Here is a 25,032-nt window from a genome sequence, read left to right as displayed (position 1 = left end):
AGACACTCATGGTCGACAGCTTCAATGCCGAGCAGACGCTCGAGGTGGGCGACGCCAGCTACACGTACTTCAAGCTCGACGCGGTCAAGGGCGATGGGCTCGACGTCGCGTCGTTGCCGTTCAGCCTGAAGGTGCTGCTCGAGGCGCTGCTGCGCACCGAGGACGGCGCCGACATCACGAAGGCCGACATCGAGGCCCTCGCCGGCTGGGACGCGAACGCCGATCCCAGCAAGGAGATCCAGTTCACGCCCGCCCGCGTGATCATGCAGGACTTCACCGGCGTCCCCTGTGTCGTCGACCTCGCCACGATGCGCGAGGCCATGGCCGACCTGGGCGGCGACGCCACGAAGATCAACCCGCTCGCGCCGGCCGAGATGGTCATCGACCACTCCGTCATCGCCGACGTCTTCGGCACCCCCGAGGCCTTCGAGCGCAACGTCGAGATCGAGTACGAGCGCAACCGTGAGCGCTACCAGTTCCTCCGCTGGGGCCAGGGCGCCTTCGACGACTTCAAGGTCGTCCCCCCGGGCACCGGCATCGTGCACCAGGTCAACATCGAGAAGCTCGCGCGCGTCGTGTTCGACAAGAACGGCGTCGTCTACCCCGACTCCTGCGTCGGCACCGACTCGCACACCACCATGGTCAACGGCCTCGGTGTCGTGGGCTGGGGCGTCGGCGGCATCGAGGCCGAGGCCGCGATGCTGGGCCAGCCGATCAGCATGCTGATCCCGCGGGTCGTCGGCTTCAAGCTCTCGGGTGAGCTGCCGCAGGGCGCCACCGCGACCGACCTGGTGCTCGTCATCACCGAGATGCTGCGCAAGCACGGCGTCGTCGGCAAGTTCGTCGAGTTCTACGGCTCGGGCGTCGGCGCGGTGCCGCTGGCCAACCGCGCCACGATCGGCAACATGAGCCCCGAGTACGGCTCGACCATCGCGGTCTTCCCGATCGACGACGAGACCACCAAGTACCTGCGCCTGACGGGTCGCGACGAGGAGCAGATCGCGCTCGTCGAGGCCTACGCCAAGGCCCAGGGTCTGTGGCACGACCCGGACCACGAGCCGCGCTTCTCCGAGTACCTGGAGCTCGACCTCGGCGACGTCGTCCCGTCGATCGCCGGTCCCAAGCGTCCGCAGGACCGTGTCTCGCTCACCGAGAGCAAGGGTTCGTTCCGCACCGCGCTCGCCGACTACACCGAGCAGGACGTCAACGGGTACGACGAGGCCGTTGCCGAGTCCTTCCCGGCGTCCGACGCGCCGAGCAGCAGCGACGACGGCACCAACGGCGACAAGCCGAACGCACCGGCGCCCTCGGGCGCGGGTCGTCCGAGCAACCCGCAGCACGTGCGGCTCGAGGACGGCACCGAGTTCGAGCTCGACCACGGCGCGGTGACGATCGCCGCGATCACGTCGTGCACCAACACGTCGAACCCGTCGGTCATGATCGGCGCCGGCCTTCTGGCCAAGAAGGCGGTCGAGAAGGGTCTGCAGCGCAAGCCGTGGGTCAAGACGACGCTGGCGCCCGGCTCGAAGGTCGTCACCGACTACTACGCCAAGTCCGGTCTCGACGTGTACCTCGACAAGCTGGGCTTCAACCTGGTCGGCTACGGCTGCACGACGTGCATCGGCAACTCCGGACCGCTGATCCCCGAGGTCAGCGCCGCGGTGAACGAGGGCGACCTCGCGGTCACCGCCGTGCTGTCGGGCAACCGCAACTTCGAGGGGCGGATCAACCCCGACATCAAGATGAACTACCTGGCGTCGCCGCCGCTGGTCATCGCCTACGCGCTGGCCGGCTCGATGGACGTCGACCTGTTCAACGAGCCGCTGGGCACCGACGCCGACGGCAACGACGTGTTCATGAAGGACATCTGGCCGTCGGCGAGCGAGGTCGAGGACGTCATCGCGTCGTCGATCTCGTCCGACACGTTCAGCAAGGAGTACGCCGACGTGTTCGCCGGCGACGAGCGCTGGCAGAACCTGCCGACGCCCGACGGCGACGTGTTCGAGTGGGACCCCGAGTCGACCTACGTCCGCAAGGCGCCGTACTTCGACGGCATGGACCGTGAGCCCTCGCCGGTGGAGGAGGTCAGCGGTGCACGTGTGCTGCTCAAGCTGGGCGACTCCGTGACCACGGACCACATCAGCCCTGCCGGTGCGATCAAGAAGGACAGCCCGGCCGGTGCGTACCTGTCGGAGCACGGCATCGAGCCGCGCGACTTCAACTCCTACGGCTCGCGTCGCGGCAACCACGAGGTCATGATCCGCGGCACGTTCGCGAACATCCGCCTGCGCAACCAGATGGCGCCGGGCACCGAGGGCGGCTACACGCGCAACCTGATCGCCGACGGTGAGGTCACCAGCGTGTTCGAGGCGTCCGAGGCCTATCAGGAGGCCGGCGTCCCGCTGGTCGTCCTGGCGGGCAAGGAGTACGGCTCGGGCTCGTCGCGCGACTGGGCCGCCAAGGGCACGGCGCTGCTGGGCGTCAAGGTCGTCATCGCCGAGTCCTACGAGCGCATCCACCGCTCGAACCTGATCGGCATGGGCGTGCTCCCGCTGCAGTACCCGGAGGGCGAGAACGCCGAGTCGCTCGGGCTGACGGGGGAGGAGACGTTCGACTTCACCGGCATCACGAAGCTCAACGACGGCGAGACGCCGCGCACGGTGCACGTCAAGGCGGGGGACGTGGAGTTCGACGCGGTCGTCCGCATCGACACCCCCGGCGAGGCGAACTACTACCGCAACGGCGGCATCATGCCGTACGTGCTGCGCAGCCTGCTCGACTGAGCCCGACCGCCCGACCCACGAGACGCCGTCCCCTCGGGGGCGGCGTCTCGCTGTGCGGGGACGGTGGCAGGGGACCTTCGTCCCGATTCGTTGTTCGCGACACGAAATTGTCGCCAGGTGCTGGACGTGACCCCCATCACGCGATAGGTTCACGCAAACAACAATTGCGTCCCGGTGACGGCTTTATGTCGTTCCCGTGTCGCCAGAGACCAACAAGGAGGCGGTTCGTATGAAGCGAACGCGCAATCTGGTGCTTGCCGGCCTCATGGGTGCCACGCTCATGCTCAGCGCCTGTGGCAGCGACTCGGGGAACGACGGCGGAGACAGCTCCGACGACGCGGGGAAGATCGGGGTGATCCTGCCCGACACGAAGTCGTCGGTCCGCTGGGAGAGCGCCGACCGTCCTGCGCTGGAGGCGGCGTTCAAGGACGCCGGCGTGGAGTACGAGATCCAGAACGCCGAGGGTGACGCCGACAAGATGGCCACCATCGCCGACGGCATGATCGCCGACGGCGTGACCGTCCTCGCGATCGTCAACCTCGACTCCGACTCCGGAGCCTCGATCCAGGAGAAGGCCGCGCAGCAGGGCGTCAAGACGATCGACTACGACCGTCTGACCCTCGGTGGCTCGGCCGACTACTACGTCTCGTTCGACAACACCAAGGTCGGCGAGCTGCAGGGCGAGGGCCTCGCCACGTGCCTCGGCGACGAGGACGCCAACGTCATCTACCTCAACGGCTCGCCCACCGACAACAACGCGACGCTGTTCTCGAAGGGCGCGCACAGCGTGCTCGACAAGACCACGTCGTACAAGAACGTCGGCGAGCAGGCCGTCCCGGACTGGGACAACGAGCAGGCCGTGACGATCTTCGAGCAGCTCTACACGAAGGTCGACGGCGACGTCCAGGGCGTCTACGCGGCCAACGACGGTCTGGCCGGTTCGGTCATCTCGATCCTGCAGAAGAACGGCAAGGCGGGCGACGTCCCGGTCACCGGCCAGGACGCCACGGTCGAGGGCCTGCAGAACATCCTCAAGGGTGAGCAGTGCATGTCGGTCTACAAGTCGGCCAAGCAGGAGGCGGGCGAGCTCGCCAAGGCCGCCATCGCGCTGGCCAAGGGCGAGAAGGCCGAGACGAACGGCACGACGGAGGACAGCGAGGGTGGCCGCGAGGTCCCGTCGATCCTCCTCACGCCTCAGTCCATCACGAAGGACAACGTGAAGGACGTCGTCGACGACGGCGGCGTCACGAAGGACGACCTCTGCGCGAACGACTTCGCGGAGCTCTGCACGGACGCCGGCATCAGCTGACGTCCACCCGTCGTCCCGTGGGGGCGGTCCTGCCGGACCGCCCCCACGGGGCACACCCTCGCTGTCCCGAGACCGACCGACCACCTCCTCGCACGCACCTGGAGACCACATGAGCACCACCCCGCTGCTGGAGCTGCGCGGCATCAACAAGAGCTTCGGCGCCGTCCACGTCCTCCACGACGTCGACCTCGCCGTCCACCCCGGGCAGGTCACCGCCCTCGTCGGCGACAACGGCGCCGGCAAGTCCACGCTCGTCAAGACCATCGCCGGCATCTACTCCGCCGACTCGGGCCAGCGCTACTTCGAGGGCGAGCCCGTCGACATCCACGGCCCCCGCGACGCCTCGGCCCTCGGCATCGAGGTCGTCTACCAGGACCTCGCCCTCTGCGACAACCTCGACATCGTCGAGAACCTCTTCCTCGGCCGCGAGCTCATGAAGGGTCCGGCCCTCGACGAGGCGACCATGGAGGCTCGGGCCCGCGAGACCCTCGCGTCGCTCTCGGTGCGCACCGTCAAGTCGGTGCGCCAGAGCGTCGCCAGCCTCTCGGGCGGCCAGCGCCAGACCGTCGCCATCGCGAAGTCGGTGCTCTGGAACTCCAAGGTCGTGCTGCTCGACGAGCCGACGGCCGCCCTCGGCGTCGCGCAGACCCGTCAGGTCCTCGACCTCGTGCGCCGCCTGGCCGACCAGGGCCTCGGCGTCGTCCTCATCTCGCACAACATGGTCGACGTCTTCGAGGTCGCCGACCGCATCACCGCCCTGTACCTGGGCCGTGTGGCCGCCGACGTGGCCACGAAGGACGTCACCAACACCCAGGTCGTCGAGCTCATCACCGCAGGTCGCTCGGGCGACCTCGGTCTCACGTCCGTCGGAGAGGCATCATGACCACCACCCCCACCGATCCGTCCTCGAAGGGCGGCAGCGGTCTGGCCGAGACCGACTTCGCGATCGACGCCCGCCAGGCGGCCACGCTCGGCGACGCCTGGCAGGCCTACCTCAACCGCCTGCGCGGCGGCGAGATGGGCGCCCTGCCGGCGGCCCTCGGGCTCATCATCCTGTTCATCGTCTTCAGCGCCGCCAGCGACACCTTCCTGACGGCCCTGAACATCGCCAACCTCATCACCCAGTCGGGTGCCATCTGCGTGCTCGCGATGGGGCTGGTGCCCGTGCTGCTGCTCGGCGACATCGACCTGTCCGCCGGTGTCGCCGGCGGCGCCGGTGCCGCGATCGCGGCGCTCGCCATCGTCGACCACGGGCTCCCGTGGTACCTGGCGGTCGTCGGCGGACTGGTCTTCGGTGCCGTGCTCGGCACCCTGATCGGCGCCCTCGTGGCCAAGCTGGGCATCCCCAGCTTCGTCGTGACCCTGGCGTTCTTCCTGGCGCTGCAGGGCCTGACCCTCAAGCTCATCGGCCAGGGCGGGTCGGTGCGCGTCGCCGACCCCGTCCTGCGCGGCCTGACCATCAAGAACATGCCGGTGGTCGCCGGGTGGACGATCGCGGTCATCGCGGTCCTCGCCTTCGCCGCGCTCACGCTGCTGCGCTACCGCACCCAGGTGAGCCGCGGTCTCGCGCACCAGCCGCTGAGCCTGCTGCTCGTCAAGATCGCCGGCATGGGCGTCGTGGTGCTCGGTCTCACAGCGCTGCTGAGCCTGAACCGCAGCCGCAACCCCAACTTCCCGATCCAGGGCGTGCCCTACGTGCTGCTGCTCGTCGGCGTGCTGCTGGTGATCTTCACCTTCGTGCTGAGCCGCACGCGCTACGGGCGCCACGTCTACGCGGTGGGCGGCAACCGCGAGGCGGCCCGACGGGCCGGCATCGACGTCGACAAGATCCGCATCTCCGTCTTCGTCCTCTGCACGTCGACCGCCGTGATCAGCGGCATCCTCGCCGCGTCCTACGCCGGCAAGGTGTCGCCCTCCTCCGGTGCGGGCAACACGCTGCTCTACGCCGTGGGTGCGGCCGTCATCGGTGGCACCAGCCTGTTCGGCGGCAAGGGCAAGGCCCGCGACGGGGTCATCGGCGGCGTGGTCATCGCGACGATCATCAACGGACTGGGCCTGCTCAACCAGGCCAGCTGGATCAACTACGTCGTCACCGGCGCGGTGCTCCTGCTCGCCGCAGCGGTCGACGCGGTGTCCCGCCGGCGCCGCTCGGCGTCCGGCGTGAGCTGAGCCGGTCGTGCAGACGAGCGCGCGGTCCGGGGCGGGCACCAACCAGGAGGCCGTCCGGCGCCACAACCTGGGCACGCTCCTGGGCCACGTGCACCTGCTGGGCCGGGTCTCCCGGTCCGACCTGACGTCCGCGATGGGGCTCAACCGGAGCACCATCGCCGGGCTGGTCACCGAGCTCCAGGGGCTCGGACTGGCCGAGCAGGTCAGGTCGGAGGCGGTGCGCAGCAGCGCCGGGCGCCCGTCGCCGGACGTCGTGCCGACCCAGGACGGCGCGCACGTGCTCGCGGTCGACGTCCGCGTCGACGGACTCACCGTCGCGCGGGTCGGCCTGGGCGGCGCGATCCTGGCCAGGGCCACGGGTCCGATCCCCGCGTCGCGCGACCCGCACGCGGTGGCCGACGCGGTCATGGCCATGCTGCGGCTGGTCGTGCGCGACGCCTCACCGGGCAGTGCGCTGGTCGGCGTCGGGATGGCCGTGCCGGGCGTCGTGCGACGCTCGGACGGTCTCGTCCGGCTGGCCCCGAACCTCGGCTGGCGTGACGTGCCCTTCAGCGCGATCATGTCGGACCGGCTGGGCGGCATCGCTCCGGTGGAGCTCGGCAACGACGCCGACCTCGGGGCGTTCTCCGAGCACCTGCGGGGTGCCGGGGTCGACGTCGCCGACCTCGTCTACCTGTCCGGCGAGGTCGGCGTCGGTGCGGGCGTCATCGTCGACGGCCATCGACTGGTGGGTGCGGGTGGGTACGCCGGAGAGATCGGGCACATGTCCCTCGACCCCGCCGGCCGGGAGTGCCACTGCGGCAACCGAGGGTGCTGGGAGACCCAGGTCGGCGCGCACGCGATCGCCGAGGCGATCGGCTGCCCGCCGGACCGGGTCGGGTCCCTGGGGGAGATGCTCGACGGGCTGCAGGAGGTCGACGACGACCTGCGGGAGGTCGGTCGGCTCCTCGGCCGTGGGCTCGCGAACGCCGTCAACCTGCTCAACCCGCGGGTCGTCGTCCTCGGCGGCTTCCTGCGCTCGCTGTACCCGCACGTGCAGGACGAGGTCGACCGCACGCTGCACGACACCGCCCTCGTGGCGCCGCGCGAGCTGGTGCGGATCGAGCTGCCGGGACTCGGCGCCGACGCCGTGCTCGTCGGTGCGGCCGAGACGGCCTTCGAGCGGCTGCTCGCGGACCCCGTCACCTGCCTGGCGGCGGCGCAGGTCGACGTCGAGTCAGCGCTCAGCGTCGCCTGAGCACGACACGACCGGCGGGTCCTCAGAGCGCGACGGAGCCCTCGAGCACGTCGGTGAGGGCCTGCTCGGCCGCGCCCAGGGCGGCGGCCTCGATCCCGAGCGTGCCGACCCGGACGTCCGGGCGCTGGTGGTGGGCTGCGGGCAGCCGTCGGTGCACCACGTCCTGCGCGCTGTGCAGGATCCATGGGGCCAGCGGCTGGAAGTAGCCACCGAGGACGATCACCTCGGGGTCCAGGACCGTGCACAGGGTGGCCAGTCCGTGACCGAGCTGCGCGCCGAGCACGTCCAGCGCGGTCGCCACGTCGGCGTCGGTCTCAGCCCTCGCCGCCACCTTCGCCGCACGTTCCATCGGAGTGCCCGAGGCTCGCATCCCGACGGCGGCGAGCGCGGCACGCAGTCCCACGGTGGTCTCCCAGCACCCCTGCCGACCGCAGGCGCAGCGGCGACCCAGGTCGCCGATCGGCATGTGGCCCACCTCGCCGGCGAATCCCGATCCCCTCACCAGGCGGCCGTCCTGCACGATGCCGGCGCCGATGCCGACGGTCCCGGTGATGTACAGCGTCGAGACGGACTGCTGGGCGGCTCCGTGCGTCGACTCGGCCACCGCGGCGAGGTTGGCGTCGTTGTCCACCAGGACGGTGACGCCCAGCGCCTCAGCGAGCACGTCACCGGGCCGTGTGCCCGTCCAGCCGAGGTTCGGCGCGAGCGCGACCGTGGCGTGGTCACGCTCCACCAGCCCCGGCACGGCGAGGTGTGCCCCGACGATGCGCCCGGGGGCCTGGTCGGCGACCTCGAGGGCGAGCTCGACCAGGGTCTCGAGCGCGTCGGCACCGTCGGGCACCTGGCGCGTCGTGGTGAGGACCTGCGTGGCGGCGAGGTCGACGAGTGCGGCGGCCACGTAGTCGACGTTGACCTCGAGGCCCAGGCCGAGCACGGAGCCCGCCGCGAGCTCCACCGGCCGGGACGGTCGGCCCCGGCCCTGCGACGACGCGTCTCCCTCGACGACGACAGCCCGCTCCGACAGCTCCCCGACGATCGCCCCGACCGTGGCCTTGGCCAGACCGGTGCGTCGGGCCAGCGACGTGCGGCTGCTCGGGCCGGCGTCGCGCAGCGTGCGGACGACGAGCGCCGTGTTGGCCCGGCGCAGCTGGTCGGGGGCGGCCGGGGGCATGCTCAGCGCACCCCGTACAGGTGCTCGAGCGCGAGCTGGTCGAGGTGCTCGAAGGCCATGCCGCGGGCGCCGAGGACCTCGGGGTCCTCGCCGGTCTCGGCCTGCAGGTCGGCCCAGGTCTCGCCGGCGGCCAGCGTCGGCTCGGAGAGCTCGGGCACACGCGCTGCGCCGAGCGCCTCCTGGACCTCGGGGTCGGCACGGAAGGCCAGGGCCTTCTCGCGCAGCACGAGGTAGTTGGTCATGCAGGCGGCGGCCGCCGTCCACACGCCGTCCTCGTCCTCCGTGCGCGGGGTCTTGAAGTCGAAGTGCACCGGCCCGTCGTACCCGCCCTGCAGGAGGGTGTCGACGATCCAGAACGCGCCACGCGCGTTGCCGGCGCCGAAGCGGAAGTCCTGGTCGTAGCGCGGCCCCGACTGGCCGTTGAGGTCGATGTGGAACAGCTTCCCGTGCCACAGCGCCTGGGCGTAGCCGTGGGCCGCGTTGAGCCCGGCCATCTCCTCGTGCCCGATCTCGGGGTTGACGCCGACCATCTCGGGGCGCTCGAGGCTGTCGATGAAGGCGAGCGCGTGCCCGATGGTGGGGAGCAGGATGTCGCCGCGGGGCTCGTTGGGCTTGGGCTCGATGGCGAACTTCAGGTCGTAGCCCTGGTCCACGACGTACTGGCCCAGCAGGTCGAAGCCCTCCTTGTAGCGCGAGAGTGCCGCCTGCACGTCCTTGGCGGCACCGCTCTCGGCGCCCTCGCGCCCGCCCCAGCAGACGTAGACCTGGGCGCCCAGCTCGGCGGCCAGGTCGATGTTGCGCATGACCTTGCGCAGGGCGAACCGGCGAACGGCGCGGTCGTTGGACGTGAAGCCGCCGTCCTTGAAGACCGGGTGGCCGAAGAGGTTGGTGGTCGCGGTCGTCACGGCGAGCCCGGTCTCGGCCAGGCCCTTGCGGAACCGGTCGAGGATCGCGTCGCGCTCGGACTCCGAGGAGCCGAAGGGCACCACGTCGTCGTCGTGGAAGTTGACGCCGTAGGCGCCGAGCTCGGCCAGCTTCTCCAGCGCGTGGACCGGGTCCATCGCCGCGCGGGTGGGCTCGCCGAAGGGGTCGCGGCCGGCGTACTGCACCGTCCAGATGCCGAAGGAGAACTTGTCGGTGGGGACGGGGGTGGGGACGGTCATGTCAGGCCTTTCGAGGGGTTCGGGTGGTCGGTCGTGAAGGGAGGTCAGGTGGTCCAGGGCGCCGTGAGCTCGCGCAACGAGGCGTAGGCGTCACGGACGTGGGGGAGGGGGGCGGCCTCGAGCACGCGGCTCTCGGGCAGCGCCCACACCGGCGGCTCGGCGGAGCCGGAGAGCGACCAGGCGGCCTGTCGGGCCGCGCCGAGGGCGACGTACTCCGCGTCGCCCGGGAGCGTGACCGCTCGGCCGAGCACGGCCGGCGCCAGGGCCTGGACGGCGCGGTTCCGCGCGCCACCACCGATCATCAGCACCCGCTCGACGGTGCCGGGGCTGTCGAAGCCCTGGGCGACCGCCTCGAGGGCGTCGGCGAGCGAGCAGAGCAGGGCCTCGACCGCAGCCCGTGCGACGTCCTCGCGGCTCGTCGAGGGGGTCAGTCCGGCCCAGGTGCCGGTGGCGTCCGGACGGTTCGGGCTGCGCTCGCCGGCGTAGTAGGGGCTGACCGTGAGCCCGTGGGCGCCGGCCGGTGCGGCGAGGGCCAGGTCCGCGAGGCCGTCGTGGTCGACCCCGAGAAGCCTCGCGTGCAGGTCGAGGATGCGCGCGGCGTTCATGGTGGTGGCCATGGGGAGGTACCGGCCGGTCGCGTCGGCGAAGCCGGTGACGACGCCGGTCGCGTCGGCGACGGGCTTCTCGCTGACCGCCGAGGCGACCCCGGAGGTGCCGATCGACAGCGACACGTCGCCGGCCACCAGTCCGAGACCGAGGGCCGCGGCCATGTTGTCCCCGGTGCCCGCGGCGACGACGCACCCGTCGGCGGTCGTCGTCACCTGCTCCGCCGGCTGGGCGACCCGCGGCACGTGCGGGACGCGGCCGAGCGCCAGCTCCAGCAGGTCGGCCCGGTACGCGTCGTCGACGGCGGAGTAGTAGCCCGTGCCGGAGGCGTCGCCGCGATCGGTCACGGGCTCGGCCCGCTGACCCGAGGCGTGCCAGGTCACGTAGTCGTGCGGCAGCATCACGCGGACGGTCCGCCGTGCGGCGTCGGGCCGGTGGTCGCGGAGCCAGCGCAGCTTGGTGATGGTGAAGGAGGCCACGAGCACGCTGCCCACGGCCTCCGCGCACGCGGCGGGGCCACCCATCTCCTCGACGAGGTCCGCCGCGGCGCCGGCGGAGCGGGTGTCGTTCCAGAGCAGGGCGTCGTGCACCGGGAGGTCGTCGGCGTCGAGTGCCACCATGCCGTGCTGCTGCCCACCGACGGCCAGCGCTGCCGCCCGCGGCAGCAGGGGCCCGGCGGCCTCGTCGAAGGCGGCCAGCCAGGCGCGGGGATCGACGCTCGAGCCCTCGGGGTGCCGGGCGGTGCGCGACTCGACGACGGTGCCGTCGTCGGCGTCGACGAGCAGCGCCTTGGTGGACTGCGTCGAGGAGTCGACGCCAAGCACGAGGGGCATGTCCCGATTATTCGTTCAGTGTCCGAACAAAGTCAAGCGCGGACGTGTCCCAGGTCACGACGCCGTTCGGACCACCGACGCTTCCCTCCGTGTCGGACGGCGTTCACCCAGTGCCGCTGCGATGAGCGGCGTGAGCCACTCCAGCCCTCGTCCACCCGTCCCCGTGTCGCAGGCAGGCCCTCGGACCGACCCGACCGGACCCGCCGCCACCGCCTCCCGGCGTCGGCTCCTGGGCGGTGGCCTGGCGCTCGGCGCCGCCGCCGTCGCCGTGCGACCGACGACGGCCTCGGGGGCCGCCGTCGACCGCCGCACCCACGCGGTCTCCCTGCGACGGTCGCCGTTCACGCTCGGCGTCGCGTCGGGCGACCCGGTTCCCGACGGGTTCGTGCTCTGGACCCGGCTCGCGCTCGACCCGACGGCAGCCGACGGGCTCGGCGGGATGCCCCCGCGTCCGGTCGAGGTGAGCTGGCAGGTCGCCGCCGACGAGGGGTTCCGCCGCGTGCTGCGCAGGGGCAGCGTGACGGCCCTGCCGCGTGACGCGCACAGCGTGCACGTCGAGGTCGACGGCCTCGACCCCGGCCGTGAGCACTGGTACCGGTTCCGTGCGGGGCGCCACGTCTCGACCGTCGGACGGACCACGACGTCGCCCTCGGCCGGCAGCATGCCGACGTCGCTCAGCATGGCGTTTGCGTCGTGCGCCCAGTACGAGCACGGGTTCTTCACCGCGTACCGACGTCTGGCCGAGGACCGGCCCGACCTGGTCCTGCACCTCGGCGACTACCTCTACGAGTACACCGCGAACGACTACGTGGCCCCGGGTGGGAACGTGCGCAACCACGAGGGGCCCGAGACGGTCGACCTCGCCTCCTACCGCCAGCGCCACGCGCAGTACAAGGCCGACGCCGACCTGCAGGCCGCGCACGCCGCCGCACCCTGGCTCGTCGTGTGGGACGACCACGAGGTCGACAACAACTGGGCGGGTGGGACCCCGGAGGACCCGCTCGAGACGCCCGGGTTCGCCGCCCGGCGTGCAGCCGCGTTCCGTGCCTACTACGAGAACATGCCGCTGCGACGCTCCTCGATCCCGCGCGGGGACCACCTGCAGCTCTTCCGGCGTCTGCACTGGGGCAGGCTCGCGTCGTTCCACATGCTCGACACCCGGCAGTTCCGCGACGACCAGGGGTGCGGCGACGGCTACCGGGCCGACTGCCCGGCCGCGGTCGACCCGAACCGCACGATCGTGGGCCCGGCCCAGGAACGGTGGCTCCTCGACGGCTTCCGCAGGTCGCGGGCCCGGTGGGACGTGATCGGCCAGCAGGTCTTCTTCGCCCAGCGCGACAGCACCGACGGGCCGGTCAAGACCGTCTCGATGGACGCGTGGGACGGCTACCGGGCCTCACGCGACCGGATCACCCGCGGCTGGGTCGACGCCGGCGTGCGCAACCCGGTCGTGCTCACCGGGGACGTGCACGCGCACTGGGCCGGCGAGCTCAAGCTCGACTACGACGACCCCACCACGCGCAGCGTCGGGACCGAGCTGGTGTGCTCGTCGATCACCTCGGGCGGCAACGGGGCGGACGGGCCCGTGGACGGGCACGCCTGGCTGCGGTGGAACCCGCACCTGCGCCTCCAGAACAACCTCCGCGGGTACGTCAGGACCAGGATCACGCCCGAGGACATGACGGCGGAGTTCCGCTGCCTCGCCCAGGTCCGGGCGCCGGGGGCCGAGGCCTTCACCAGGGCGACCTTCGTGGTCGAGGACCGGGTCCCCGGGCTGAACCTCGTGCAGGACCGCGGTGTGCCCGGAGCCCGGACGTTCGCCGGGAGGTCGGCCGAGCAGGACACGCGCGAGACGATCGAGCGGGAGACGGACCGGCCGGACTGAGGCGACGGCTCACGCGGTGGGGGACGAGGTGGCGGGCCTAGGCTGGCGAGGTGACGATCCACGACGAGCACCCCTTCGCGTCCCCCGAGGGTGACCGGGACGGATTCCGTCGTCTGCGCGGACGCCTGCCCGCCGCCGTGACGGTGTGGGCGGCAGGGGAGGGGCGGGCGCGCGTCGGCCTCACCGTCTCCTCGCTGCTGCTCGCCGCCGGCGATCCGCCCAGGGTCCTGGCCCTCGTGGACGAGGAGTCGACGCTCTGGGACGCGCGGCCGACCACGGTGGTCGTGAACGTGCTCGGGCCCGACCACGCCTTCCTCGCCGACGCGTTCGCAGGGACCGCACCGGCCCCGGGAGGACCGTTCACCCTCGGGGCCTGGGACGACGGCCCCTGGGGCCCGCGGCTCGCCGACGCCGTCGGCTGGGTGGGGGTGCGCCTGGACGCGACCGAGCCGCGTCGCGAGGGCTGGGGGCTGCTGCTCGCCGGCACCGTCGAGCACGTCGACCTGCGGGACGGGGAGGCCCTGACGCACGTGCGGGGTCGCTACCGGACCTGAGCGGAGGCAGACGGCGGGGGTGGGACGGGATCGCTAGACTGACCGAATGGCGTTGCTCGACCAGATCACCGGCCCCGCGGACCTGCGGGCCCTGTCCGACGCCGAGCTGGAGACCCTCGCGCACGAGATCCGCGAGCGGACGATCGACGCGGTCGCCGCGCACGCCGGTCACCTCGGACCCAACCTCGGCGTGGTCGAGCTGACCCTCGCCATCCATCGCGTCTTCGAGTCCCCGCGCGACCGCGTCGTCTGGGACACCGGGCACCAGGCCTACGTGCACAAGATGGTCACGGGGCGCGCCGGCGACTTCGACACGCTGCGCCAGGAGGGTGGCCTGTCGGGCTACCCCTGCCGCGGCGAGTCCGAGCACGACTGGGTCGAGAACTCGCACGCGTCCACGAGCCTCTCCTACGCCGAGGGCATGGCGCGGGCCAACCAGGTCCTCGGCCGCGACGACCACGTGGTGGCCGTCATCGGCGACGGCGCCATGACCGGCGGCATGGCCTGGGAGGCGATCAACAACATCGCCGCCTCTCAGGACCGGCGCCTCGTCATCGTGGTCAACGACAACGGCCGGTCGTACCAGCCCACGGTCGGCGGCCTCGCCAACCGGCTCACCGACATCCGGACCAACCCGCGCTACGAGCCTGCCCTCAGCGCCATCCGCGACCGGCTCAACCGCGGCGGACCGGTCGGACCTGCGGCGTACGGCGCCCTGCACGCCATCAAGAAGGGCGTCAAGGACGCCCTCGCGCCCCAGGGCATGTTCGAGGACCTCGGCCTCAAGTACGTCGGTCCGGTGGACGGTCACGACCGCGCGGCGCTCGAGCAGGCCCTCACGCTGGCCAAGCGGTTCGGCGGGCCGGTCCTCGTGCACGTGCTCACGACCAAGGGGCAGGGCTACGACATCGCGGTGGCCAACGAGAACGACCAGATGCACCAGGCCCCGCCCTTCGACCGTGAGACCGGCGACGCGGTCTCCGTCGCCCCCGCCGGCTGGACCTCGGTGTTCCGGGACGAGGTCGTGCGGATCGCCGACGAACGCCCCGACGTCGTCGGCATCACGGCGGCCATGCTCTACCCCGTCGGCCTCGACGCCTTCGCCGACAAGTTCCCCGACCGGGTGTTCGACGTCGGCATCGCCGAGCAGCACGCCGCCACCAGCGCGGCCGGCATGGCCATGGCGGGCCTCCACCCGGTGGTGGCCGTCTACGCCACGTTCCTCAACCGCGCCTTCGACCAGGTGCTCCTCGACGTCGCCCTGCACCGATGCGGCGTGACCTTCGTGCTCGACCGGGCCGGGGTCACCGGTGACGACGGCGCCAGCCACAACGGCATGTGGGACATGTCGATGCTGCAGATCGTCCCGGGCCTGCGGCTCGCCGCGCCCCGCGACGGCACGCGGCTGCGCGAGCTGCTGCGCGAGGCCGTGGCCGTCGACGACGCCCCCACGGTGGTCCGCTTCGCCAAGGGCGCCGTGCCCGCCGACGTCGACGCGATCGACACGGTCGGCACCGCCGACGTCCTCGCGCGCGGGGAGTCCGACGACGTGCTCGTCCTCGCCGCGGGATCCATGGTGCCCGTGGGCCTCGGAGCCGCCGAGAGGCTGTCCGCCGAAGGACTCGGCGTCACGGTCGTCGACCCCCGCTGGGTCAAGCCGTTCGACCCGGCCGTCGTCGCGCTCGCGGCGTCCCACCGCCTCGTGGTCACCATCGAGGACAACGGTCGCATCGGCGGTGTGGGTGCCGCGTTCACGCAGGCGCTGCGCGACGTCGAGAGCGACGTGCCGGTCCGCGTGCACGGTGTCGCGCAGGAGTTCCTCGACCACGCCAAGCGCCCGGTGATCCTCGAGCGCCTCGGGCTCACGCCCGATGCCGTGGCCGCCGACACCCGTGCCGCCTGGCAGCGGGTCGTCGGGAACAATCTCGAGCCGTGAGGCCTTGACCATGAAGTGGCCCTCTCGACGTGACCCCGAATCCCAGGACCCGACGCCGCGTGGCGACGGACCGGTCCTCATCCATGCCCTCGACGGCTTCCTGACGGCGGGTGGGGCCTCGCGGATCGCGGCCGAGCACCTCGTGAGCGGACGGGGCGAGGTGGTGCGCAGCTTCGACGTCGACGAGCTCTACGACTACCGTGCCCGTCGGCCCATGATCACGTTCCGGCAGGACCACTACGTCGACTACGACGAGCCGCGCCTCGACATCGTGCGCGAGCACGACCGCTCCGGCACGCCGTACCTGGTGCTCGCCGGTCCCGAGCCGGACTTCCGCTGGGAGTCCTTCGTCGACGGCGTGCAGGAGGTCGTCGAGGACCTCGACGTCAGCCTGACCCTGGGCCTGGGTGCCGTGCCGATGGGCGTCCCGCACACGCGGCCGCCCATGATCACGGCCCACGGCTCGCGACCGGAGCTCGTCGACCGCAAGAACCTGTGGCAGGCCGAGGTGCGCGTGCCGTCGTCCGCCCAGTCGCTCCTGGAGTACCGGCTGACGCAGCGCGACATCGACAGCGCCGGCTACGTGGTCCACGTCCCGCACTACCTCACCCAGGTCGACTACCCGCCGGCCGCGCTGGCGCTGCTCGAGGCGGTCGTCGACCGCACCGGGCTCGACCTCGACCTCGACCCGATCCGCGCGGTGCAGGGCGCCACGGTGGCCGACATCGAGCGGCAGATCGCCGAGCAGGGCGGCGCCGAGGTGCTCTCGGGGCTGGAGGAGCAGTACGACGCCTTCACCCGTGGAGCGGCCCAGTCGCTGCTCGCCGACGACGACTCGATCCCGAGCGGCGAGGAGCTGGCCGACCAGTTCGAGCAGTTCCTGGCGCGGCAGCGCAAGAACGACGAGGGATAGCCCGACCACGAGGGTCGGCCCGGCTCCGGCTCCGGCTCAGGTGCCGCCTGCGTCGGCTGCCGGCACGGGATGCGTGCTCAGGAGGCCGGTGGGCCCCGAGCGCCGACCGCGCCCCCGGAGTCCGTGGACGACGATCGCGGCGACGACGCAGCCGAAGGAGCCCAGCGCGAGGTCCGCGAGCGTGTCCCCGTAGGCGCTCCGGCGCTCGCTGGACCGACTGATGAAGGCGAAGTACTCCGCGATCTCCCAGAACACCGCAGCCGGCACCCCGAAGGCGAGCGACCGCTCGAAGGTGGCGCCGAAGGTGGCCGTGCGGGGCAGCGTGAGCAGGATGAACGCAGCCGCGAGGAGGCCGGTGTTCATGAAGTGCATCCAGTCGTCGAACCAGACGATGCGGTCGTAGAGGTCGAGCCGGTTGCCGAGGACGTCGGTGAAGCAGGTGATGGTGACCATGAGGTCGGCCGCCCAGGGGAACGGACGACGCTCGCGCCAGAAGATCCACCAGACCACCGGGACGGTGAACGAGAGCAGCGGGTAGGCGACGGCTCGAAGACCGGCCGCCTTGTCGGCCATGTTGCCGAGGTCCGGCGCGGACATGGCCAGCGCCAGGAGCAGCACGAGGGCAGCCTTCGCGACGAGGTCCAGGGTGCGGACGAGCTGCGGGACGGGGTGGCGCGCGGGAGCGGGAGCGACGGACATCTGTGTGAACTCTAGGTGATGTGCCTGGACGCCGGGTCGCCGCTGCGGCGAGGCCGTCGCGTCGGGTCGTGGCGTCGGTGAGGCCTCGAGTCGATACGATCTCGGCGTGCCCGCCTCACTGGACCAGCTCGTGACCCTCCTGGACCTCGAACCCCTGGAGGTCGGCCTCTATCGGGGCGGGCAGCCGGAAGGATCGAGCCTCACCCGCGTCTTCGGTGGTCAGGTGGCCGCGCAGGCGGTCACGGCCGCGCAGCTGACGGTTCCCGAGGACCGCTACATCCACTCCCTGCACGCCTACTTCCTGCTCGGCGGTGACCCGTCGATCCCGATCGTGTACGACGTCGAGAACGTCCGCGACGGTGGCTCCTTCACCACGCGCCGGGTGGCCGCACGCCAGCACGGCGAGACCATCTTCTACATGACCGCCTCGTTCCAGAAGGCCGAGGAGGGCTGGGACCACCAGGACGTCATGCCCACGGTCCCCGCGCCGGCGGACTCCACACCGCTGCTCGAGGTGATCCGTGCCGTCCGTCCGGACGAGGTCGACACCTGGAAGCGGGAGTGGTCGTCCTTCGACCTGCGCTACATCGGCGACAACCGACCGGAGGACGACCCGACCCGGCAGAGCGTCCCCGCGGTCCAACGACTCTGGTTCCGCGCCGACGGCACGCTCCCGGACTCGCGCATCGTCAACACGGCGGCCTTCGTCTACATCAGCGACTTCAGCCTCCTCGGCGTCGCGCTGATCCCGCATGGACAGTTCATCGGATCCCCGGAGGTCGTCCCGGCCTCGCTCGACCACACCATCTGGTTCCACCGGCCCATCCGTGCCGACCAGTGGCTGCTGTACGACCAGACGTCGCCGTCCGCCTCCGGCGCGCGCGGGCTCAGCACGGCCCGCGTGTTCACCGAGGACGGCACGCTGGTGGCCACCGTGGCCCAGGAGGGCCTGATCCGTCGCCGTCGCTCCTGAGCGGACCGCCGCTCAGGGGGTCCCGAAGGTCAGCGCCGACGGGTGCTGCGGGCCCGTGTGGACGGTCATCGGGGCCAGCGATGGCAGCAGGGATCCCAGTGTCGGCAGCAGGTGCGGCACGTCGAACCCCTGCACCGAGACCCGCAGGCGGTGCCCCTTGGCCAGTCGGGCGCGCGTGGGGAACACCTCCACGTCGACCGGGGCGACGGTGCCGGCGGCCAGGGGCGCCTGGGCCTGCTTCGTGAACGGGTGGTGAGGCTGGACCAGGGTGCCGCGGACGTAGCGGGAACGCGTCGTGTCGAGGGCCCGGTGGGACACGACCTGCCAGCCGCCGGTGAGCCGTGAGACGGTCCCGTCGGGCGCCACGTCAGAGATCGTGACCGAGAGCATCCCGTCGCCCGTCGGCGTCGACGTGTACAGCCGGGCATTGAGCGGGCCGTGCACGACGACGTCGGAGGTCAGCGGTGCGGTCTCGAAGACCGGCCCGAGGGTGTCGTTGAACTGGTTGTTCGTGAAGCAGGGCAGGTCGGGCATCACCAGTCCGACGACGCCGGCCGTCCACTGGTTGGTGGACCGGCTGCACAGCCCCTGGACGGGGATGGCGGGCACGGTCGTCCGGCCGGCGGTCGGCGTCCCCGTGGTCAGGCCTCCGGCCGACCCGGCGGTCCGGGCGGTCCCGCTGAGGCGGAACGTGCGCGGCGTGAGGCTCGACGGCATCCACTCCGTGCCGCGGACCCAGCGTCCGCTGCCCTGCTCGAAGTAGCTGAGCCCGGCGATGTCGGAGAGTCGCTGGTTCGGCAGCTTCTTGACGTAGTGGTCGAACCACCGGAGCTGGAGCTCGCCGAGGCTGCCGTAGCCGGCCGACTCGAGGCCCTGGCCGCCGGAGGCCTGGAGGTGGTCCCACGGGCCGACGATCATCTTGGTGGGCACGCCTCGACGCTGGAGGTTCTCGTAGAGCAGGGGAGTCCCACGCTGGAAGAGGTCGTACTCACCGGCCACCAGGAACGTGGGCGTGGTGATCCTCGAGACCACCTCGATGGGGGAGCGCTGCGTGTAGAACGCGCCGTCGTAGGCGGGCTCACCGCCGCCGAGGGCACTGACGAGGAGGTCGAGGCTGAAGGCGCCGTTGCCGAGCAGGTGCGTGACGAGGGTCCCGAGGCCTCCGGCCGGGTCGGTGGCGGAGAGGTAGGGCGGGATGATCGCGGTGCCGTTGACGAGACCGATCCACAGCGGGATGAACCCGACGTCGAGCGCGCCGCCGGAGGCGACCACGTCGCGGTACACGTCCGCGCCCGGGACCTGCGGGAAGATCGCCTCGAGGCCGGCCGGTCGGTCGGCGGCCGCGAACATCTGCGCGATGCCCATGTAGGAGGGCCCTCGCATGGCGGTGCTGCCGTTCGACCAGGACTGCTTCGCGGCCCAGGTCATGACCTCGCCGAAGTCCTTGCCCTCCCGCGAGCAGAAGGCGCACCAGGTCCCGGCCGAGCTGCCCGTCCCGCGGGCGTCGACGGTCAGCTGCAGGTACCCGCGCTTGACCAGGTAGGAGCCGTCGCCGCCCCCCAGCCCGCCGGCCTGGTCCTGCACGTTCTTGTTGTACGCGGTGATGGTGACGACCACCGGCAGCCGACGGGTCTCGACGCGTCCGGCTGCGTCGACCGGCCGCATGAGGTTGCCCCTCAGGACGGTCCCGTCGGACATCGGGATCGCCAGGTCACGCTCGGTGGTCGTCGTCGGGTACTGCTCGGGACGTGGCGACCACGCACCCGTGGCCTGCGCGGGTCCCGCTGCCGCGGCCACCGACCAGGCAGGTGCACCGGAGGCGGGCGAGGGTGCCGCCGCGGAGGCAGGGACGCTCGAGAGCGCGAGCGCCGTCGTCGCGGCCAGGGCGGCCGCGACGACGGCGAGGGGACGACGTGTGGTGCGACGGGTCATGACGGGCTCCTCCTGGGGTCCAGGAGGTCCAACGAGGAGACGCCCGTCACGTCACTGCCGGTCCGTCGCTCAGGACGGGGTGATGCGTCCGACCAGGTGCGTCGAGTCCTTCTTCTGCGCACGGACCCCGAAGTCGGTGCCGTCGTCGCCGGTCGTCGACCCGAACACCACGGTCGTGGGCAGGAGCACCGGCTTCTTGAACTCCACGTCGACGCTGAACGCGTCGGGGAGCCGGTTCTGCAGGGCCGCCAGGCTGCGGGCCTTCGTCCACATGCCGTGCGCGATGTTGCTCGGGAAGCCGAACGCCTTCGCGGTGACGGGGTACAGGTGGATGGGGTTGCGGTCTCCGGACACGGCGCCGTAGCGCCGGCCCAGGTCACCGGCGAGCCGCCAGTGGACGACGCCCCGGGGTGCCTCCACGCCCTCCAGGGGCGCGGGCGACGTCTCCGGCGCTCCGCCACGACCACGCGAGAAGAGCGTCGTGACCTCGTCCCACACGAGCTCGCCGTCGATCGTGACGGCCGTGAGGAGGTCGACGAGTCGTCCCTTCGGGTGCGGTCGCAGGTCGGCGGCCCGCACGGACACGTCGAACACCTCGTCGGCGCCGATGGGACGGTGCTGCGTGATGCGGTTCCGCAGGTGCACCAGGCCCATGGGGGCGAGGGGGAACGCGGTGTCCGTCATGAGTGCCATGTGCAGGCCGAACGCCGCCATGTGCGGGTACGTGGCGGGCAGGTGCTCGACGTGCGGGAAGCCGCACACGTCGAGGTAGCGCTCGAGGTGCGCCGGGTCCGTGCCGACGCCGGAGCGCTCCAGCACGAGGTCGGGCACCGCGCCCGACGCGTGCTTGACCCCCGGCAGCGAGCCCACGACGGGCAGGGCCGGCAGGGCGGCCTTCAGCATGAGGGGCAGCGTGGACGGTGCGTCCTCGAAGCGCCTGGTGGTCACGAGGCCCCCAGCAGCATCTGGCCGTTCACGCCGAGGACGTTCCCGCTCACGGCACCCGAACCCGGGTTGGCGAACCAGGCGATCGCCTCGGCCACGTCGACCGGCAGCCCGCCCTGGGACATCGAGTTCATGCGGCGCCCGGCCTCGCGGATGCCGAGCGGGATGGTCTTGACCATCTCGGTCTCCATGAAGCCCGGGGCGACGACGTTGGCCGTGATGCCGTCGGCGGCGACCCGCTCGGCGAGCGACTGGATCCAGCCGATCACGCCGGCCTTGGCCGACGCGTAGTTCGTCTGGCCGTTGTTGCCCGCGATGCCCGCGATCGATGCGATGCCGATGATCGTGCCGCCGGTGTTGACGAGGCCCTGGGCCAGCAGCTCGTCGGTGATCCGCTGGGGCGCGCCCACCGAGATGTCGACCACCAGCTGCCAGTTCTCGGCCTTCATGTTCCGCAGGCGCTTGTCGCGCGTGATGCCGGCGTTGTGCACCACGACGTCGACCGCGCCGTAGTTCTCCTTGACGTAGGCGGCGATCGTCGCCGGGGCGTCGGGCGAGGTGATGTCACCCACGATGTAGCCGCCGCCCAGCTCCTCGGCGAGGGCCTTGAGGTCACCCTCGAGCGGCGGGACGTCGAGGCCGATGACGGTGGCTCCGTCGCGGGCGAGGGTGCGCATGTCGGCCTCGCCGAGGCCGCGCGAGGCGCCCGTGACGAGCGCGACCTTGCCGGCGAGCGGCTTCTGGAGGTCGGCCGGCTCGGTCACCTTCGTGATGCCGGTGGAGCCGATGCGGACGACCTGGCCCGACACGTAGGCGGACTTGGCGGAGAGCAGGAAGCCGAGCGTCGAGGCGACGGACTTCTCGGCGCCCTTCGCGAGGTAGACGAGGTTTGCGGTGCTGCCGGCCCCGACCTCCTTGGCGAGCGAGCGGGTGAAGCCCTCGAGGGCGCGCTGGGCGACCCGCGCACCCTCGGTGGCGGCGTCCTCGGGGACGGAGCCGACGACGACGATCCGGCCACAGCCCTGCAGCTGACGGAGCACCGGGGTGAAGAACTCCTGGAGCGCGACCAGCCCGGCGGCGTCGGAGATGCCCGTCGCGTCGAACACGAGGCCCTTGTAGCGCTTGCCCTGCGCGGGCACGCCCGTGGCCTCGATCTTGTCGGCCTTGAGCGCCGCGGTGATCGCCTTGGAGACCGTCCCGGCCTTCGCCGTGCCGGTGAGGACGGTGCCGGCGACCAACGGGCCGCCGTCGTAGCGCTCCAGGTACGGAGGGTTCGGCAGTCCCAGGTTCTTCACGAGGAACTTGCCGATCGGGTTGTGGGCCAGGTCCTGGTAACGATCGCTCATCAGGGTGTGTGTCCTATCTCTCGCATACCATCGGTATCTGGAATCGCACGTGAACTGTAACTTGGAGTGACAACCGCGTCCACCGGGCGTGGTGAGGCGCACACCGCACGGTCTCGGCCCTGGCCGGGACCCTCGCGGGCTGCCGCCTCACCCTGCCGCGTGGCACCATCGTCCCGCACGCACCTGCCCGGTGTCGCACGACCCGCACCACCACCTCGCCCACCCCGAAGCGCAAGGAGCACGCGCCATGGCGGAGAACACCCCCGCGAAGAAGACGGCCGCGAAGAAGTCACCGGCCAAGAAGGCCCCCGCTGCCAAGAACGCTGCGACCAAGGCCGCCGGCACGAAGGCCGCGACGAGCACGGCTGCGGCCGGCGCCTCCGGCAGCGAGCAGACCGTCCGCAAGGTCGTCGTCGTCGGCGGCAACCGGATCCCGTTCGCCCGGTCGAACACGGTTTACCAGAACGTCTCCAACCAGGACATGCTCACGGCAGCCCTCGACGGTCTCGTCGAGCGCTACGACCTCGAGGGCGAGAAGGTCGGCGAGGTCGTCGCCGGCGCCGTGCTCAAGCACAGCCGCGACTTCAACCTGGCGCGCGAGACGGTCCTCGGGTCCAAGCTCTCGCCCGAGACGCCCGCCGAGGACATCCAGCAGGCGTGCGGCACCGGCCTGCAGGCCGCGTTCCAGGTCGCTGCGAAGATCTCGCTCGGCAAGATCGAGTCCGGCATCGCCGGCGGCACGGACACCACGTCCGACGCCCCGCTGGCCGTGGGGGACAAGCTGCGCAAGATCCTCATCGAGGCCAACAACGCCAAGGACAACAAGGGCCGTCTCGCCGCCATCGCGAAGATCCGTCCCGGCTACCTCGCCCCCGACCAGCCCCGCAACGCCGAGCCCCGCACCGGGCTGTCGATGGGTGACCACCAGGCCATCACGACCCATGCCTGGGGCATCACCCGCGAGGCCCAGGACGAGCTCGCGGCGGCCTCGCACCAGAACCTCGCCGCCTCGTGGGACGCCGGCTGGCAGGACGACCTGGTCACGCCGTTCAACGGCGTCATCAAGGACAACCACCTGCGCCCGGACTCGACGGTCGAGAAGCTCGCCAAGCTCAAGCCCGTCTTCGGCAAGCAGCTCGGCGACGAGGCGACCATGACCGCCGGCAACTCCACCCCGCTGTCCGACGGTGCCTCCGTGGCACTGCTCGCCTCGGAGGAGGAGGCGCAGCGCCGCGGCTGGACGCCCCGCGCGTACTTCGTGGACTACGAGACGGCGGCCGTCGACTACGTGAGCGGGGCCGAGGGCCTGCTCATGGCCCCGGCGTACGCCGTGCCGCGCATGCTCGCGCGCAACGGGCTCACCCTGCAGGACTTCGACTACTACGAGATCCACGAGGCCTTCGCCGGCCAGGTGCTGTCGACCCTCGCCGCGTGGGAGGACCCCGACTTCTGCAAGGAGCGTCTGGGCCTGGACGTCCCGCTCGGCTCGATCGACCGCAGCAGGCTGAACGTGAAGGGATCCTCGCTCGCCGCAGCGCACCCCTTCGCGGCCACCGGTGCGCGGATCGTCGCCAACCTGGCCAAGCTCCTGCACGAGAAGGGCCCGGGCAGCCGCGGCCTCATCTCGATCTGTGCGGCCGGTGGCCAGGGCGTCGTCGCCATCCTCGAGGGCGCCTGACCCCTGCGGCACCGACGACAGGACCCCCACGGCCCAGCCGTGGGGGTCCTGTCGTGGGGGTCCTCCGCGTCGGGCGGGCGTCCTGCGGGGACGAGGCAGGTCAGCGGCCACGCGCCATCGCGAGGGCTCCGCGCAGCAGGTGGTCGAGGAGGTCGTCGGTCACGACCGGGTCCACGACGGGGAGCCCGGAGATGTGCTCGCGGACGGAGATCTGCAGGTGCGCCAGGTTCAGGGCACCGAGGCCCTGCGTGTAGAGGATGTTGGCGAGGAGGTTCGGGTCGGCCACGGCGAACTCGCCCTCGGCGTCCCCGGTCTCGAGGACCCGCACCACGTGGCCGAGGCAGGCGCTCATGGCGGTGCCGAGCCGGATCATCACGTCCTCGCTGACCTCTTCCATCAGCTCGACGCCGCGCCGACGCAGCAGCGTCTGCGCACAGTCGACGAAGGCCGGGTGCTCGAGTCCGTAGCCGAAGAACGCCCGCACGAGTGCGTCGAGGCGCTGGGGGCCCGTGCGGTCGGGGTCGTCACCCGGCGTCAGGGCCTCGTCGAGCTCGGTCAGGTAGCCCAGGAGGGTCACCGCGAACAGCTCCTCCTTGCTGGAGAAGTGCCGGTAGATGATCGCCCGGTTGATGCCGACGGCCTTGGCGATGTCCTCGATCTGCGCCTCGCGCACGCCGCGCTCGTCGAAGAGTGCCCGGGTGGCGGCGACGATCTCCGCCGAGCGCGCGGCACGTCGCTGCTCGGTGCGGGACCGGGGCCCGCGCGGGGCACCCACCGTGGGGGCGGCGGTCGTCCCACCCTCGTCGTGGGTCTCGCCCGTGCTCGTCTCCGCTGCAGACATGCATGCATCCTAGGTGTGGCCGATCACGGCCCCGCGGCAGGAGCGACGCCGGTGTCGGT

The 25,032-nt window shown here is 71.7% G+C and carries 19 protein-coding genes; 11 read left to right on the top strand and 8 right to left on the bottom strand.

Translation table 11 applies throughout. The features are described 5' to 3' along the window. Window positions 1–8: 8 nt before the first annotated feature. The 5 genes from NBW76_RS11420 to NBW76_RS11400 all read left to right on the top strand — a co-directional run bounded on the left by NBW76_RS11420 (window position 9) and on the right by NBW76_RS11400 (window position 7,498). A complete protein-coding gene (locus NBW76_RS11420) occupies window positions 9–2,783 on the top strand; it encodes an aconitate hydratase (RefSeq protein WP_156364784.1) in 2,775 nt (924 codons plus the stop codon). A gap of 229 nt (window positions 2,784–3,012) precedes the next feature. After that, window positions 3,013–4,092: a sugar ABC transporter substrate-binding protein gene (locus NBW76_RS11415; RefSeq protein WP_055967907.1), complete on the top strand. Its 1,080-nt coding sequence runs from the start codon at window positions 3,013–3,015 to the stop codon at window positions 4,090–4,092. 109 nt (window positions 4,093–4,201) lie between these two features. After that, window positions 4,202–4,975 (top strand): ATP-binding cassette domain-containing protein, encoded by a 774-nt coding sequence (locus NBW76_RS11410; RefSeq protein WP_055967910.1) that lies wholly within the window; start codon window positions 4,202–4,204, stop codon window positions 4,973–4,975. Further along, a complete protein-coding gene (locus tag NBW76_RS11405; protein WP_055967913.1) occupies window positions 4,972–6,261 on the top strand; it encodes a sugar ABC transporter permease in 1,290 nt (429 codons plus the stop codon). The genes NBW76_RS11410 and NBW76_RS11405 overlap by 4 nt, the downstream gene beginning before the upstream one ends. Window positions 6,262–6,268: 7 nt before the next feature. Next, window positions 6,269–7,498 carry an ROK family protein gene (locus NBW76_RS11400; RefSeq protein WP_056554490.1) on the top strand — a complete coding sequence of 410 codons (1,230 nt, stop codon included), beginning with the start codon at window positions 6,269–6,271 and terminating at the stop codon, window positions 7,496–7,498. Window positions 7,499–7,520: 22 nt separating this feature from the next. On the opposite strand, the gene NBW76_RS11395 is transcribed toward NBW76_RS11400, so the two are convergent. From NBW76_RS11395 to xylB, 3 genes are read right to left on the bottom strand one after another with little or no spacing between them, the layout of a single operon-like run. Next, a complete protein-coding gene (locus NBW76_RS11395) occupies window positions 7,521–8,669 on the bottom strand; it encodes an ROK family protein (RefSeq protein ID WP_056554491.1) in 1,149 nt (382 codons plus the stop codon). Between the two features lie 2 nt (window positions 8,670–8,671). After that, window positions 8,672–9,832 carry a xylose isomerase gene (gene xylA, locus NBW76_RS11390; protein WP_055967922.1) on the bottom strand — a complete coding sequence of 387 codons (1,161 nt, stop codon included), beginning with the start codon at window positions 9,830–9,832 and terminating at the stop codon, window positions 8,672–8,674. A gap of 44 nt (window positions 9,833–9,876) precedes the next feature. Further along, a complete protein-coding gene (gene xylB, locus NBW76_RS11385; RefSeq protein WP_055967924.1) occupies window positions 9,877–11,271 on the bottom strand; it encodes a xylulokinase in 1,395 nt (464 codons plus the stop codon). A 130-nt stretch (window positions 11,272–11,401) separates the two neighbouring features. On the opposite strand from xylB, the gene NBW76_RS11380 reads away from it, so the two are divergent. From NBW76_RS11380 to NBW76_RS11365, 4 genes are read left to right on the top strand one after another with little or no spacing between them, the layout of a single operon-like run. Next, on the top strand, window positions 11,402–13,156 hold the full coding sequence (locus tag NBW76_RS11380; protein WP_235492958.1) for an alkaline phosphatase: 1,755 nt from the start codon (window positions 11,402–11,404) through the stop codon (window positions 13,154–13,156). Window positions 13,157–13,206: 50 nt separating this feature from the next. Continuing rightward, complete coding sequence (locus NBW76_RS11375) at window positions 13,207–13,710, top strand: flavin reductase family protein (protein ID WP_055967926.1); 504 nt, start codon at window positions 13,207–13,209, stop codon at window positions 13,708–13,710. Window positions 13,711–13,756: 46 nt separating this feature from the next. Continuing rightward, on the top strand, window positions 13,757–15,646 hold the full coding sequence (gene dxs / locus NBW76_RS11370; protein WP_055967931.1) for a 1-deoxy-D-xylulose-5-phosphate synthase: 1,890 nt from the start codon (window positions 13,757–13,759) through the stop codon (window positions 15,644–15,646). 10 nt (window positions 15,647–15,656) lie between these two features. Then, complete coding sequence (locus NBW76_RS11365; RefSeq protein WP_055967934.1) at window positions 15,657–16,559, top strand: PAC2 family protein; 903 nt, start codon at window positions 15,657–15,659, stop codon at window positions 16,557–16,559. Between the two features lie 36 nt (window positions 16,560–16,595). On the opposite strand, the gene NBW76_RS11360 is transcribed toward NBW76_RS11365, so the two are convergent. Further along, window positions 16,596–17,258, bottom strand: a complete 663-nt coding sequence (locus tag NBW76_RS11360) for a hypothetical protein (protein WP_056554497.1) — start codon at window positions 17,256–17,258, stop codon at window positions 16,596–16,598. A 106-nt stretch (window positions 17,259–17,364) separates the two neighbouring features. Between NBW76_RS11360 and NBW76_RS11355 the strand changes: the two genes are divergently transcribed. Next, the gene (locus tag NBW76_RS11355; protein WP_055967940.1) at window positions 17,365–18,231 is read left to right on the top strand and encodes an acyl-CoA thioesterase II; all 867 of its coding nucleotides are present in this window, start codon (window positions 17,365–17,367) and stop codon (window positions 18,229–18,231) included. Window positions 18,232–18,243: 12 nt separating this feature from the next. Here the strand turns inward: NBW76_RS11355 and NBW76_RS11350 are convergent, their stop codons facing one another. The 3 genes from NBW76_RS11350 to NBW76_RS11340 form a co-directional block, all read right to left on the bottom strand. Continuing rightward, window positions 18,244–20,163, bottom strand: coding sequence for a CocE/NonD family hydrolase (locus tag NBW76_RS11350; RefSeq protein WP_056554501.1), 1,920 nt, complete (start codon window positions 20,161–20,163; stop codon window positions 18,244–18,246). A gap of 69 nt (window positions 20,164–20,232) precedes the next feature. Further along, on the bottom strand, window positions 20,233–21,111 hold the full coding sequence (locus NBW76_RS11345; RefSeq protein ID WP_156364785.1) for a MaoC/PaaZ C-terminal domain-containing protein: 879 nt from the start codon (window positions 21,109–21,111) through the stop codon (window positions 20,233–20,235). Beyond that, window positions 21,108–22,454 (bottom strand): 3-oxoacyl-ACP reductase, encoded by a 1,347-nt coding sequence (locus NBW76_RS11340; protein WP_056554504.1) that lies wholly within the window; start codon window positions 22,452–22,454, stop codon window positions 21,108–21,110. Before NBW76_RS11340 ends, NBW76_RS11345 begins: the two co-directional genes overlap by 4 nt. 247 nt (window positions 22,455–22,701) lie before the next feature. Between NBW76_RS11340 and NBW76_RS11335 the strand changes: the two genes are divergently transcribed. After that, complete coding sequence (locus NBW76_RS11335) at window positions 22,702–24,132, top strand: acetyl-CoA C-acetyltransferase (protein ID WP_082481913.1); 1,431 nt, start codon at window positions 22,702–22,704, stop codon at window positions 24,130–24,132. Window positions 24,133–24,232: 100 nt separating this feature from the next. Here the strand turns inward: NBW76_RS11335 and NBW76_RS11330 are convergent, their stop codons facing one another. After that, window positions 24,233–24,973 carry a TetR/AcrR family transcriptional regulator gene (locus NBW76_RS11330; protein ID WP_082480822.1) on the bottom strand — a complete coding sequence of 247 codons (741 nt, stop codon included), beginning with the start codon at window positions 24,971–24,973 and terminating at the stop codon, window positions 24,233–24,235. Window positions 24,974–25,032 lie beyond the last annotated feature (59 nt).

It is taken from the genome of Aeromicrobium sp. Leaf245 (genome assembly GCF_942548115.1).
In the GTDB taxonomy this organism is placed as follows: Bacteria; Actinomycetota; Actinomycetes; order Propionibacteriales; family Nocardioidaceae; genus Aeromicrobium.
Note: the sequence above shows the minus strand (reverse complement) of the source record. Positions and strands in the feature narration are given on the sequence as shown.

What these genes read in the sequence shown, in the direction of transcription:
- NBW76_RS11420 (WP_156364784.1), top strand. Translation starts at nt 9, where the DNA reads ATGGTCGACAGCTTCAATGCCGAGCAGACGCTCGAGGTGGGCGACGCC.
- NBW76_RS11415 (WP_055967907.1), top strand. Translation starts at nt 3,013, where the DNA reads ATGAAGCGAACGCGCAATCTGGTGCTTGCCGGCCTCATGGGTGCCACG.
- NBW76_RS11410 (WP_055967910.1), top strand. Translation starts at nt 4,202, where the DNA reads ATGAGCACCACCCCGCTGCTGGAGCTGCGCGGCATCAACAAGAGCTTC.
- NBW76_RS11405 (WP_055967913.1), top strand. Translation starts at nt 4,972, where the DNA reads ATGACCACCACCCCCACCGATCCGTCCTCGAAGGGCGGCAGCGGTCTG.
- NBW76_RS11395 (WP_056554491.1), bottom strand. Translation starts at nt 8,669, where the DNA reads ATGCCCCCGGCCGCCCCCGACCAGCTGCGCCGGGCCAACACGGCGCTC.
- xylA (WP_055967922.1), bottom strand. Translation starts at nt 9,832, where the DNA reads ATGACCGTCCCCACCCCCGTCCCCACCGACAAGTTCTCCTTCGGCATC.
- xylB (WP_055967924.1), bottom strand. Translation starts at nt 11,271, where the DNA reads ATGCCCCTCGTGCTTGGCGTCGACTCCTCGACGCAGTCCACCAAGGCG.
- dxs (WP_055967931.1), top strand. Translation starts at nt 13,757, where the DNA reads ATGGCGTTGCTCGACCAGATCACCGGCCCCGCGGACCTGCGGGCCCTG.
- NBW76_RS11365 (WP_055967934.1), top strand. Translation starts at nt 15,657, where the DNA reads ATGAAGTGGCCCTCTCGACGTGACCCCGAATCCCAGGACCCGACGCCG.
- NBW76_RS11360 (WP_056554497.1), bottom strand. Translation starts at nt 17,258, where the DNA reads ATGTCCGTCGCTCCCGCTCCCGCGCGCCACCCCGTCCCGCAGCTCGTC.
- NBW76_RS11350 (WP_056554501.1), bottom strand. Translation starts at nt 20,163, where the DNA reads ATGACCCGTCGCACCACACGTCGTCCCCTCGCCGTCGTCGCGGCCGCC.
- NBW76_RS11340 (WP_056554504.1), bottom strand. Translation starts at nt 22,454, where the DNA reads ATGAGCGATCGTTACCAGGACCTGGCCCACAACCCGATCGGCAAGTTC.
- NBW76_RS11335 (WP_082481913.1), top strand. Translation starts at nt 22,702, where the DNA reads ATGGCGGAGAACACCCCCGCGAAGAAGACGGCCGCGAAGAAGTCACCG.
- NBW76_RS11330 (WP_082480822.1), bottom strand. Translation starts at nt 24,973, where the DNA reads ATGTCTGCAGCGGAGACGAGCACGGGCGAGACCCACGACGAGGGTGGG.